General features: G+C 51.2%; 11 protein-coding genes. 6 read left to right on the top strand and 5 right to left on the bottom strand.

Annotated features, from left to right (window positions below):
• Position 1: 1 nt before the first annotated feature.
• Positions 2 to 1,834 carry an ABC transporter ATP-binding protein gene (locus ABDZ76_RS06820; protein ID WP_343803472.1) on the bottom strand — a complete coding sequence of 611 codons (1,833 nt, stop codon included), beginning with the start codon at positions 1,832 to 1,834 and terminating at the stop codon, positions 2 to 4.
• Positions 1,835 to 1,975: 141 nt separating this feature from the next.
• Here ABDZ76_RS06820 and ABDZ76_RS06815 point away from each other — a divergent pair, with 141 nt between their 5' ends.
• Both ABDZ76_RS06815 and ABDZ76_RS06810 read left to right on the top strand, forming a co-directional pair.
• Positions 1,976 to 2,431: a tRNA (cytidine(34)-2'-O)-methyltransferase gene (locus tag ABDZ76_RS06815; protein WP_343803469.1), complete on the top strand. Its 456-nt coding sequence runs from the start codon at positions 1,976 to 1,978 to the stop codon at positions 2,429 to 2,431.
• A 37-nt stretch (positions 2,432 to 2,468) separates the two neighbouring features.
• Complete coding sequence (locus tag ABDZ76_RS06810) at positions 2,469 to 3,497, top strand: purine-nucleoside phosphorylase (protein WP_343803466.1); 1,029 nt, start codon at positions 2,469 to 2,471, stop codon at positions 3,495 to 3,497.
• Between the two features lie 69 nt (positions 3,498 to 3,566).
• On the opposite strand, the gene ABDZ76_RS06805 is transcribed toward ABDZ76_RS06810, so the two are convergent.
• Complete coding sequence (locus tag ABDZ76_RS06805) at positions 3,567 to 3,827, bottom strand: hypothetical protein (RefSeq protein ID WP_343803463.1); 261 nt, start codon at positions 3,825 to 3,827, stop codon at positions 3,567 to 3,569.
• A 327-nt stretch (positions 3,828 to 4,154) separates the two neighbouring features.
• Between ABDZ76_RS06805 and hemF the strand changes: the two genes are divergently transcribed.
• Positions 4,155 to 5,069: an oxygen-dependent coproporphyrinogen oxidase gene (gene hemF, locus ABDZ76_RS06800; RefSeq protein ID WP_343803460.1), complete on the top strand. Its 915-nt coding sequence runs from the start codon at positions 4,155 to 4,157 to the stop codon at positions 5,067 to 5,069.
• Positions 5,070 to 5,125: 56 nt separating this feature from the next.
• On the opposite strand, the gene ABDZ76_RS06795 is transcribed toward hemF, so the two are convergent.
• The 3 genes from ABDZ76_RS06795 to ABDZ76_RS06785 are packed head-to-tail and all read right to left on the bottom strand — an operon-like array spanning position 5,126 to position 7,714.
• Complete coding sequence (locus ABDZ76_RS06795) at positions 5,126 to 6,370, bottom strand: CCA tRNA nucleotidyltransferase (protein ID WP_343804705.1); 1,245 nt, start codon at positions 6,368 to 6,370, stop codon at positions 5,126 to 5,128.
• Positions 6,371 to 6,384: 14 nt separating this feature from the next.
• Entirely contained in the window at positions 6,385 to 7,032 is a 648-nt protein-coding gene (locus ABDZ76_RS06790; RefSeq protein ID WP_343804703.1) for a CoA pyrophosphatase, read from the bottom strand.
• Between the two features lie 34 nt (positions 7,033 to 7,066).
• The gene (locus ABDZ76_RS06785) at positions 7,067 to 7,714 is read right to left on the bottom strand and encodes a DUF1285 domain-containing protein (RefSeq protein ID WP_374844574.1); all 648 of its coding nucleotides are present in this window, start codon (positions 7,712 to 7,714) and stop codon (positions 7,067 to 7,069) included.
• A gap of 184 nt (positions 7,715 to 7,898) precedes the next feature.
• On the opposite strand from ABDZ76_RS06785, the gene ABDZ76_RS06780 reads away from it, so the two are divergent.
• Genes ABDZ76_RS06780 through ABDZ76_RS06770 form a run of 3 tightly spaced genes read left to right on the top strand, consistent with a single transcriptional unit; the run spans position 7,899 to position 12,675 of the window.
• A complete protein-coding gene (locus ABDZ76_RS06780) occupies positions 7,899 to 8,906 on the top strand; it encodes an AAA family ATPase (RefSeq protein ID WP_343803457.1) in 1,008 nt (335 codons plus the stop codon).
• Positions 8,906 to 9,823 carry a DUF58 domain-containing protein gene (locus ABDZ76_RS06775; RefSeq protein ID WP_343803454.1) on the top strand — a complete coding sequence of 306 codons (918 nt, stop codon included), beginning with the start codon at positions 8,906 to 8,908 and terminating at the stop codon, positions 9,821 to 9,823. Before ABDZ76_RS06780 ends, ABDZ76_RS06775 begins: the two co-directional genes overlap by 1 nt.
• Positions 9,823 to 12,675: a DUF4159 domain-containing protein gene (locus ABDZ76_RS06770; protein WP_343804699.1), complete on the top strand. Its 2,853-nt coding sequence runs from the start codon at positions 9,823 to 9,825 to the stop codon at positions 12,673 to 12,675. The genes ABDZ76_RS06775 and ABDZ76_RS06770 overlap by 1 nt, the downstream gene beginning before the upstream one ends.
• Positions 12,676 to 12,685 lie beyond the last annotated feature (10 nt).

The raw sequence follows: 12,685 nt of genomic DNA, 5'->3' as shown, positions 1-12,685 counted from the left end.
TTTATGCATCGAACCCTAAGAAGCCGCCCGATTGTCTTGCCCAGAGGCTGGCATAAATTCCGCCCTTGGCAATCAGCTCTTCATGGGTGCCATCTTCAACAATCCGTCCCTGATCCATCACGATCAGACGATCAAGCTCGGCAATCGTCGACAAGCGGTGGGCGATGGCAATCACGGTTTTGCCTTCCATCAGCGTGTAAAGACTATCCTGAATGGCTGCTTCCACTTCAGAATCAAGCGCTGATGTTGCTTCGTCCAAAATCAGGATCGGTGCATCTTTCAGCATCACCCGCGCAATTGCGATACGCTGACGCTGACCACCAGAAAGCTTCACACCACGCTCACCCACATGTGCATCCAGCCCTTTGCGGCCTTCAGCATCACTTAAATTCGGGATGAACTGATCAGCCTGTGCTTTGACCAAAACATCACGCAAAGCGGCTTCACCCGCATCAGGCCGGCCATAGAGAATATTGTCGCGCACCGAGCGGTGTAACAGCGAGGTATCCTGCGTCACCATACCGATATTACCGCGCAGACTATCCTGATTGACCAGTGCAATATCCTGACCATCAATCAGAATATGGCCGCTTTCCAAATCATAAAAGCGCAACAGCAAATTGACCAAAGTGGACTTACCGGCACCGGAACGTCCGACCAAACCGACCTTTTCACCGGGACGGATTTTAAGCGACAGACCTTCAATAATGCCTGAGCCTTTGCCGTAATGGAAACCAATTTGATCGAATTCCAGCGCACCGGATTTAACCTCCAGCTGCGGTGCATTCGGTACATCCACTACATCATGGGGACGCGCAAGGGTTGAAATACCGTCTTGAACCGTGCCGATATTTTCAAACAATGCGGTCATTTCCCACATGATCCACTGTGCCATACCGTTCAGACGCAGCACCAGACCAATACCAACAGCAACCGCGCCAACACTGACCAATGAGCCCAGCCACAGCCAGATGCCGATTGCACCAACGGCCAGCAACAACAGGCAATTGCTCAGATAAAGCAGGAACTGCAACACAGTAATCAGACGCATCTGCTTGTTGACGGTTACCTGAAACGCATCAAGACTTTCCCGCACATAGCTTTCTTCACGGCTGGAATGCGAGAAGAGTTTAACGGTTGCAATATTGGTGTAGCTGTCAACAATACGGCCGGTCATTAATGAGCGCGCATCTGCCTGACTTTGCGAAATCGCCCGCAAGCGCGGAATGAAATAATAAAGCAGCAGAATATAGACCGCCAGCCAGACGGCAAACGGCATCATCATGCGCCAATCGGCAGAGGCTGCGATAATCAATGTGCCGGTAAAGTAGATGATGACATAGTTGAGCACATCCAACAGCTTCATCACCGATTCACGCACCGCCAAAGCTGTCTGCATCAGCTTGGTGGAAATACGACCGGCAAATTCATCTTGAAAGAAGGTCATTGACTGACGGATCAGATAACGATGCATCATCCAGCGGATACGCATCGGGAAATTTCCGATCAAAGCCTGATGGAACAACAGCGAGTGCACCAGCACAACCGCTGGCAATAAAACTACAACAACGCCGCCGATCAGACCTAAACGCCAGCCTTCATTGCTTAAAAATGTCTCGCGTGACTGCTCGGAAAGCCAGTCAACGATGTGACCCAGAAAAGCAAAAAGCGACACTTCGATAATCGCCAGCAATGCGGTGAAAAAGGCCATCAGCATCAGCCACGGCCATGCGCCTCTTGAATAAAAAAGGCAAAAAGCGATCAGTCCGCGCGGCGGTTGCTGCGGCGGAGTGTCGGGATAAGGATTGAGTCTGTTTTCGAACCATTTGAACATGGTGTTTCCTACAATAAATAGAAATTTATTCCAAGCTAAATAAAGAACAAAGCACGAATCCTTATCGGCTTTGAAAATATCCCTGCGGACAGTATCAGAATGTGAATTGCCTCATGTTCAAATTTGCGATACCGGCTTGATATGAATTTACGCATTGCACTTTACCAACCCGATATTCCTGGCAATACGGGCACCATTTTGAGAATGGCGGCCTGTTTCGGCCTTATCGTGGACGTGATTGAGCCCGCAGGTTTTGACCTGTCTGATCGCTCGCTGAAACGCTCCGGCATGGATTATCTGGCTAAAGTTGCACTCAAGCGCCATCTCGACTGGGCGCACTTTGAAGATTGGCGCAAAGCTGAAAACAAGCGCACCATCCTGCTTTCGACCAAAGCCAGCACGGCCTATACGGATTTTCAGTTTCAGGATAATGACATTTTGCTTTTTGGCCGTGAATCTTCCGGTGTGCCGGACGATGTGCATGAAAGTGCCGATGCACGGCTGACTATCCCGATGTATGGTGATGCACGCTCGCTCAATTTGGCTTTATCAGTGGCCATGACCACCGGCGAAGCCATGCGACAATTGAAATTATAAGTTAACTTTTCCTCCTCCCCAAAATAAAGAGACAGTTATGAAAACCACCCTCAACACCTCCATTGCACTTGGTGCTTTGCTGGCGGGCGTAAGCTTTGCACAAGCAGAAGAAAAGATTGCACCAAAAGTGATGATCATCACCATGTTTGGTCAGGAAGCAAAACCTTGGCTTGATGGTGAAAAATTCACCAAACATATCGCTCTGCCGGGCTTGAGCGCAGAATATCCGAATGTGGATTGCACAGATGCAGGTCTTTGCCACGTCACCACATCAATGGGTCTTGCCAATGCTGCCAGCACCATTTCAGCTGTGACATTGAGCAACCAGTTTGACCTGACCAAAACTTACTTTCTGATCGCCGGTATTGCCGGTGTTGATCCGGAACAGGGTACTCTCGGTTCAGCACTCTGGGCAAAATACTCGGTTAATTCCGGCCTCAATCACCGCATTGATCTGCGTGAAGCGCCTGAAGGCTGGTCAACTGACAGCTTTCCACTGGGTGCCAACTCACCGGAAGAAAAAGCTAAATGGTCGGCAGGTTCCGAAGTTTATGCGCTGAACCCAGCTTTGGCTGATTATGCTTTTGAAACCACCAAAAATGTCGAACTGATCGACGGTGACGGTGCAAAAGAATATCGCAAACATTACACCCAGAAAGCAGCACTTGGCACACCGCATGTCGGCCAGTGCGATACGCTTTCCAGCGACACTTACTGGCACGGCACCAAGCTTGCCGAAGCCATGGCGAAATGGGTAAGCCTTTTCACCGACGGCAAGGCCAATTACTGCACATCGCAGATGGAAGATAACGCAACCCTGACCGCCCTGAAGCGCGGCGCAGATGCCAAACTTCTTGATTTTGACCGCATTGCTTTGCTGCGCACGGCTTCAAACTTTGACCGTCAGGGACAAGACCAGACCCCGCTTGAATCGCTCAAAGACAATTCCGGCGGCTTTGCACTTGCCACTACCAATGCTTACCGCGTTGGCAAAACCTATGCCGAGTCCATCATCAAGGACTGGGACAAGTGGGCAGATGCTCCGCAGGTTAAAGCGGCTCAATAAGCGCTCTCAATAAAAATGCCGGTGTAAATTTTTACACCGGCATTTTTTATAATTCTGATAAAGCGGATATCAATCCGCAGTCGGCAAGCGGCGGATGGTAAACTGGATGACATCATCCGGCATCTCGCACCAGCTTTCAATTTCTGTCCAATAAGCGGATTTTGGAAAAGCCTTGAACCATTCCTGTGCTTTTTCACGCGCTTCCGCACGTGGCAAAGCGAAGGTCTGGCGCACAAAACCGTCTTTCGGCATACGCTTGGGCTGACCGCGATTCTCGCGCAATTGCCGCCTTAAACCATGCAGTGGCGGACGGGCTGGAATGTTTTTCATATGAGCACTTCCCCCCAAACTTGACCCTGATAATGGAGAGCAATTTAGGGTAGAATAAGACTGCTCGGCAAAAATAACGAGTCTTTTCTTGGGGAGCATGGGGCAGCCGGTCCTTAACTTGAACAATTTCGTTGGCCTTAGAACCATAATTTGCTTAGAAAATGATGAAGATAAAGCATTCCCAGCGCAATCGGATACCGGTTTTGCGTTGGATAATGCGTAATAACAAAAAGCACGAGCGGTTCTGCGATTTCGTTTTAACGGGAACCGCTCTAAAGATTAAATTGAATTCTTATTCAATATCACGCGTTCCTTGAAGGAAAATACATGCAAAGCTCCCATGATCCTGCAAACCTTCCCTTGGATCTCGAAGAAAAAAAGCGTCTGGCACATGAATGGTTCAGTGAACTGCGTGACCGGATTTGTGCAAGCTATGAACAGCTGGAAGATGAACTGACAGGCCCATTGTCCGACCGTGAACCGGGACGCTTTGTGCGCACCCCATGGCAAAAGGATGAAGGTCGCGGCGGCGGCGGTATCATGTCGATTATGCACGGCCGTGTGTTTGAAAAAGTCGGCGTGCATGTATCGGAAGTCTATGGTGAGTTTTCACCGGAATTTCGCGCACAAATTCCGGGCGCTGAAGAAGACCCGCGCTATTGGGCAAGCGGCATTTCGCTGATCGCACATCCGCAAAACCCGCATGTGCCAACCGTGCACATGAACACCCGCATGATCGTCACCACCAAAACATGGTTTGGCGGCGGCGCGGATCTGACACCAATGCTGAATAATCGCCGCACACAGGAAGACCCCGACACACAGGCTTTCCATAAAGCGTTTAAGTTCATCTGCGACAAGCACAATGCGACCGTTGATTACGACCATTATAAAAAATGGTGTGATGACTATTTCTTCCTGCCACACCGCAATGAACATCGCGGCATTGGCGGCATTTTCTACGACAAACTGGGCTCACCGGAAGAATTGGGCGGCTGGCAAGCCGACTTCAACTTTACCCGTGATGTGGGGCGCGGTTTCTCGGTTGTGTATCCGCATATCGTGCGCCAGAACTTTAACAAAGACTGGTCGGTTGAAGAGCGCGATGAACAGCTTGTGCGCCGTGGGCGCTATGTCGAGTTCAACCTGCTTTATGATCGCGGCACCACATTCGGCCTGAAAACCGGCGGCAATGTCGACTCAATCCTGTCGTCGATGCCACCAGCGGTAAAATGGCCTTAAAGCATCTGATATGAAAAAAGCCGGACACCTCTATGAAGTCCGGCTTTTTTTATTGCTTATAACTGGCTCAGTAGTTTTTCACGATCTTCCTGAAAACCAGACGCGACCCAAAGCTTTTCCAGCTTTTTAAGAGCGGCACCCAATTGCGGGCCTTTTTCAAAGCCGCGTTCCAGCAAATCACTGCCCGTTACCGGAAAAACCGGCAGTTCAAAACTTTGCGCGATTTCCAGCAAGCGCGCATAACTACCCGCTTTAATCATCGCTTCATCACTATTGACCGCTTCAAAACGAGCTTGTGCATAAGCCAGTTGAATATGGTCACACACCGCCTGCCGGCTGGTGTGATAAAGTAATTTGCGCAACTGCATATCGGTCGTTTCAGGCTTAATCGGCTCAAGCCGTGCCCATGCTTCCAATCGTGCACGTTCTGCATTGGACATTTTCATCCGTTTGCCCAATTCGCTCATGCGGGCAGCATCAGGCGGCACCAGACTTTCCAAACGCAGCAAAGCATCCGCCTGCCAGCCTAAGTCTTTTTCTGCCTGCACTAAACCATGCACGGCATCGATGCCCCATTTTTCACTTTCCGGCAAAATGAGCGACAACACACCAGCCTGTCGCATCCATAATAAAGCGCGTGACGGATCTTGTGCGGCCAACAGCTTTTTCAACTCCGCCCAAATACGCTCGGCAGATAATTGATGAATGCCGTCTTTCAAACGGGCTGCGGCCTTCAAGCCATCCGTATCGGGACGCCCTGCCCCGTACCAGGCAAAGAAACGGAAAAAACGCATGATACGCAAATAGTCTTCACGGATGCGCTCTTGCGGATCACCGATAAAACGAAGCACCCGTTTTTCAATATCAGCAAGCCCTCCGACATGATCAATCACCTTGCCGTCAGCGGTGGCGTAAAGCGCATTGATGGTAAAGTCACGGCGCAATGCATCCACTTTCCAGTCTTTACCAAACACCACTGTGGCATGACGGCCATCGGTTTCAATATCAGCGCGCAGACTTGTGACTTCAAAAGCAGAGCCGTTAATAACCACCGTCACAGTGCCATGCTCAATGCCGGTCGGGATTGCCTTATAGCCGGCATCCCGAGCCTGACTCACCACCTCTTGTGGATTCCAGCTGGTTGCCACATCAATATCGCCAACCGAAGTTCCAAGCAGGCTATTGCGCACTGCACCGCCGACAACGCGCGCTTCTTCGCCGCTGTGATTGAGCAATTGAAACAGGTTCTGCAGATCGGCATTTTTGAGCCACTCAGCCCCGCTTAGAGATGTTTGGGCTATTGGTGCAGGTTCGCTCAACGGTAAAGCCTTTCATAAATGCCACGAATAATACCGGCAGTAATGCCCCAGATAAATCGTTTCTGATAGGGCATTGTGTAATAAAATCTTTCGCGCCCGTTCATTATACGGCTTTCCTTGTTATGGTTGGCAGGGTTCATCAGAAAAGCCAGCGGCACTTCAAATATATCCGCCACCTCATCAGGATTGGCCTGCAAGGGCGCATCAGGATCAATGATCGCCAAAACCGGCGTGATGGAAAAACCGCTGCCGGATAAATAACGCGGCATTTGGGTCAGTGTTTCAGCAAAATGCGGTTTCAGGCCGATTTCCTCATCCGCTTCGCGCAGAGCCGCAGCGGTAATGCTGGCATCCTCGCTATCCACCGCGCCGCCCGGAAAAGCGATCTGACCGGAATGTTTACGTAAAGCCGCATTGCGCAGTGTGAGAATAACATTGGTGCTATTGCCACGCTCCACCACCGGCACCAGCACGGCAGCATCACGCAATTTGACGCCACTTATAACAGACGCAATATCGGGATTGAGCACATGATCACCGGACGGCACTTCATTTTCAGGCAAAAAGCCACGCGCCCGCTCAGCAAAACCGGCAGCGCTATAATCAGGCAATTTAAATTCTTGTTTTTCGCTCAAATCATTCATACTCAAACATTCAATCCGCTTGTCATCCTGCCGCTTATAATTCTGCTGACAGGCGTTCTAGGTCACGCATTGTCATCACGGGAAAAGTAACGCGACCAGAGCGGATAACAAACATGGCTTCGCCATCCACTTGCGCCTCTTCGCCCAAAGCCATCAAATCATAGGTCAATGCGCGGGTCAGGCGCGCTTCCAACCGTCCGCGCACATTGATATAGGGTTTCACACCGCCGGTTGCAGCATCAATTTCAAAACGCAGCGGATGATTTATATCTGCCTCAACATAATCATCCAGTTGCGTGCGAAAACATAAGGTCTGATCAGGCAAAACACACATTTCAACGGCAAGAAAATGCGCATCCTCTACAGTGATGCCAACCCTTTCAACGGGCGTTACCAGATAGGTTTTACCATCCTCATCTTTGCGCAAAATACCGGCAAAGAGCCTGATCATTTCCTTGCGGTTAATCTGTGAACCTTCATGAAACCAGCTGCCGTCGGCACGAATCTCCATATCAATATCGCCGCAAAAATCAGGCGACCATTGCTCCACCGGCGGCAATGCTTTTGTTTTTTCACCGCCAAAAGCGGTATTTTGCAAGATTTCCGCCATTTCAGCGATATTTTTACCGCTAAAATCCGGCCTTTTCGGGGACACTGTCTGCGGGGGGCTGCTTTTTACCATCCGACTCGGTTAATCCTGTTCTAATCTTCGGGCATGTCATGAAATGGTCACCGTTTCACGGCTTGCTCACAACGCTTCAGCATAGCATAAGTTTCATGCTCACGCTGATGAGTGCGCTTATTCAGTTATCTGTTTATGTGTACTTATTTAAACCATTAGCAAAGTACCGCAAACGAGGTCATTCATGCATGTTTCCGCCCCAACTCTCAATCAGGATCCACAGGACATGATCGCTGAGGCGGAAAAGGCGCTGCACGATATTGCGCAAATCCGTGAGCAGATTGCCACCACAATTTTCGGGCAGGAAGATGTTATCGAGCGCACGCTGCTCGCCGTTCTGGCCGGTGGACATGCTTTGCTTGTCGGTGTGCCGGGTCTTGCTAAAACCAAGCTGGTTGAAACCTTAGGCACCGTTTTGGGGCTTGATGGCCAGCGCATCCAGTTTACGCCGGATCTGATGCCGTCCGATATTATCGGTTCAGAAGTGATGGATCAGGACGAGAACGGCAAGCGCTCATTTCGCTATATCAAAGGCCCTGTTTTTACCCAGCTTTTGATGGCCGATGAAATCAACCGCGCCAGCCCCCGCACTCAGTCTGCCCTTTTGCAGGCGATGCAGGAGTATCACGTCACCGTTGCCGGTCAGCGTCATGATCTGCCAGCCCCTTTCCATGTGCTGGCCACCCAAAACCCGCTGGAGCAAGAAGGCACCTATCCATTGCCGGAAGCCCAGCTTGACCGTTTTCTGATGCAGATTGACATTCTCTATCCTGAGCTTGATGCCGAACGCCGCATTTTGCTGGAAACAACCGGCACCCGAAATGCCAAAGCCGAAGCCGTCATCACCGCGCAGCGCTTGCAGGAAATGCAGGCGCTTATTCGCCGCATGCCGGTGACCGACAGTGTGGTGGATGCCATTTTGGCACTGGTGCGCTCTGCCCGCCCTGATGCCGACAATGACCATGCCCGCACAAACATTGCATGGGGACCGGGCCCGCGCGCCAGTCAGGCACTGATGCTGTGTGCCCGTGCGCGTGCGCTTTATCATGGCCGTTTTGCCCCGTCGATTGATGATGTCAAAGCCTTGGCCGAACCGGTACTGCAACATCGTATGGCGCTTAATTTTGCTGCGCGTGCCGATGGTCTTCATGTGCGCGATGTCATTGCGGATTTGGTAAAGGCCGCAGTTTAATGGCAGCAATCGGAACACGATCAGAGGTTCAGGATCGCGGGCTGGCGCTTAGAAATGCCAAGGTTTTTGCCGCGCAAATTCCCGAACTCCTCGTGCAGGCACAGCAAATTGCCCACACGGTGATGAATGGTTGGCACGGACGGCGCAAGCGCGGTGCGGGCGAAAACTTCTGGCAGTTCCGCCCCTATAGCCAAGGCGACACCATCAACCATATTGACTGGCGCCGCTCTGCGCGTGACGATCACACTTATATCCGCGAAAAAGAATGGGAAGCTGCCCACACCGTCTGGCTGTGGAGCGATTTTTCGCCCTCCATGCTTTACGCTTCCAAGCTCGCCAAGACATCAAAAGAAAGCCGCGCGCTCGTGCTTACCCTTGCTATGGCCGATATTTTATCGCGCTCCGGCGAGCGTATTGCATGGCCGCAATTGCTTAATCCTTTCAGCAGCCGTCGCGGTGCGGAAAAGCTCGGAACAGCCCTGATGAACAGGCCGAAGCAACCTGCCCTGCCGCAATTTGACGGGCTCAAACGCTTCAATGAAATCATTCTTTGCAGTGATTTTCTGCAACCTATCTCAGAGCTTGACCAGATGCTGCAATCTCTGAGCAAACAAGGTGTGCGTGCACATCTGGTGGAAGTGGCCGATCCTGCTGAAGAGCTTTTCCCTTATGCAGGGCGCACAGAATTTACCGACCCGGAAACTGGTGAAACATTGGTTATAGGGCGCGCAGAAACCTATCAGCAAGATTATCAGCGCCTTTATCAGGCGCGTCGCGCTGAACTGAGTGATTTTTGCAAACGCCGTGGCTGGAGCTATACCGTCAGCCGCACAGATAAACCTGCAAGTCAGGCACTGACGCATATTCATAATGCCCTGTCATTTACCTCTAATAATTCCATGAGCGGAGGGCGATGATGAGTGGTTTTCCGTTAAGTTTTACCGCGCCTTATCTGTTGATCGGTTTGGCTGCTCTGCCTGTCATCTGGTGGTTGTTGCGTATCACTCCGCCACGGCCGGTGCGCGAGGTTTTTGCGCCGCTTGCCATTTTGACGCGTCTTTCAAGCCCTGAAAATACTCCGAGCAAAAGCCCGTGGTGGCTGACCTTATTACGCCTGATCATTGCCGGTCTTGTTATTTTAGGCTTGGCCAATCCGGTGTGGAACCCACCGGCACAATCAGCCATTGCCGAAAAACCACTGGCGCTCATCATTGATAATGGCTGGGGCTCGGCCGGCGACTGGCCATTGCGTCTTGATACGGCAGAAAGTCTGATCGCAGAGGCCGCAGAAGCAGAACAGCCAATTTATCTGTTTGCCACGGCGGAAAATGCCGAACAGGCTTTTGGCCCCTTTGACGGGGAAGCAGCGCGCAAAGCACTTGCGCTCATCAAACCCCGCGCTGTCAGTGTAGAACGTGACTTTGCTTTCGCGCGTGTAGAAGCTGCCCTTGAAAAGGCTGACCGCCCGCATATTGCTTATCTCACCGATGGCATTAAAACCGCAGGTGATACCCAAGCTCTGGCAAGCCTTAACAAGATCGCTGGCAGTGTAGATTGGTATCCATCCGATATTGCTTCATTGGTTATTTTAAACCATGCCGAAAACACCACTGATGCGTTAAGAATAACAGCCAATCGCGCCAGCGGTAACAGCCAGGCTGAGCAATTGGCAATCATTGCCTATGATCAGAAGAACCGCTCGCTTGGCCGTGCTGATTTACAGTTTGCGCCCAATGAAACAACGGCCACGGCTGATTTTTATGCACCTGTTGAAATGCGCAATGACGTCACCATGCTGCATGTTGAAGATGCACCCCATGCCGGTGCCACCTATCTGCTGGATGCTGCCAATCAGCGCCGCCGTGTAGCGTTGTTATCGGGCGGCTCAACCGATATGTCGCAACCGCTTTTGTCGCCGCTTTATTATATCAATAAAGCGCTTGAGCCTTATGCCGATCTGCTTACCCCCAATGCTGCTGATCTTTTGGAAGCAGTGCCGGAACTAATCGCACAAAAGCCTGCCGTCATCATCATGGCAGATATTGGCAAATTGCCTGCCTCTGCAGAAGAACAAATCAGCAAATGGGTGGAAAACGGCGGCACATTGCTGCGCTTTGCCGGTTCAAAACTGGCGAATGCTGAAACAGATGATACGCTGCTGCCGGTGCTTTTGCGCCGCGGCGAGCGCTCGCTCGGCGGTGCTTTGTCATGGACAGAACCGCAGCATTTACAAGATTTTCCTAAAAACAGCCCGTTTGCCGGATTGAAGCCTTTAGCCGATGTGACCGTCAAACGACAAGTGATTGCCGAGCCTTCCCCTGAACTCTTTGACAAAACCTATGCCAGCCTTTCCGACGGCACACCGCTTGTAACAGGCGAACAACGCGGCAATGGCAATTTGATCTTTTTCCATATTGCGCCGGATACCAGCTGGTCTAACCTCTCAATCTCCGGCACATTTGTGGACATGCTGCGCCGCACATTGGCGCTTTCACGGCAAACCGGCGCACCAAGTGGCGCCAGTTATACAGTCTCATGGCCGCCTTTCTTAAGCCTTGCTGCTGATGGCACACTCATGCCAGCTGCCAAGCAGGCATTGCCATTGCAGATCACAGCCGGTGAAACACCAAAAGCCACTTACCAGACACCTGCCGGTTTTTACGGCACACAAGATAATCTTTTTGCGCTCAACCTCTTTGACAAAGACATGAAGCTCGAAGCCCTTGAAAAGCCGGAACTTACTGTGCCGGTTACAGTGAAAGATTATCTCAAACGCACAAGCCTGCCTTTGCGCGGCTTTATGCTGGCAGCCGCAGCGCTTTTATTGGCGCTCGACAGTGCGCTCTTGTTATATCTCAGCGGTGTTTTCAATAAACGTCGCCGCCACTTGTTAAAAGCACTGATCCTGATTGGGGTGCTGATGAATGTGGCACATTTTACCCCTGTTTCAGAAGCACTCGCTCAGGAGCAAGAAGCACAGCAAGAACCAAAACCCCACGATGACAGCAAACCCGAAGATGCTGCAATCATAGCTTCTGTGTCACAAACCCGCCTTGCCTATATTGTTACCGGCAAAGCTGAAACAGACGATATCAGCAAAGCAGGTTTGCGCGGGCTGACTTTCGCCCTTGCAGACCGCACCACGATGGAGCCTGATGACGCCATCGGGCTTGATCCGGAAAAAGACATTATGGCTTTTTACCCGCTGATTTATTGGCCGGTGGAAGCTGATGCGCCAATGCCGAGCGAAGAAGCCATTGCACGCGTGAGTGCTTATATGCAGCAAGGCGGCACGGTTTTATTTGATACACGCGATCAGCTGACCGCCTCTTCACAATTCGACAATGCAGCTTCAGCCAATAATTTGCGCCTGCGTGCCATTCTCAATCAGATGAATGTACCGGCACTGGAGCCTGTGCCAGAAAACCACGTTATCAGCAAAACTTTCTACATTATGCCGGAATTTCCGGGACGCTTTTCCGGCAGTCCTTTATGGGTTGAGGCTGGCAAATCCGGCAATGAAGACAGTAACCGTCCGGTCAATGCAGGTGATGGTGTCAGTTCCATTCTTATCACTGCCAATGATTTTGCCGGAGCATGGGCGGTTAACGAACAGGGAGAACCGCTTTTTCCAACCATTCCCAATGACCCGATGCAGCGCATTTATGCCCTTCGCGGCGGCATCAATATTGTGATGTATATGCTGACCGGAAATTATAAATCCGATCAGGTGCATGTTCCGGCACTCCTCGAACGGTTGGGCAATTAAGCGGTGAACT

The organism is Paenochrobactrum glaciei (genome assembly GCF_039522165.1).
GTDB lineage: Bacteria > Pseudomonadota > Alphaproteobacteria > Rhizobiales > Rhizobiaceae > Paenochrobactrum > Paenochrobactrum glaciei.
The sequence above is the reverse complement of the archived record's forward strand: the minus strand, read 5'-3'. Positions and strand labels throughout refer to the sequence as shown.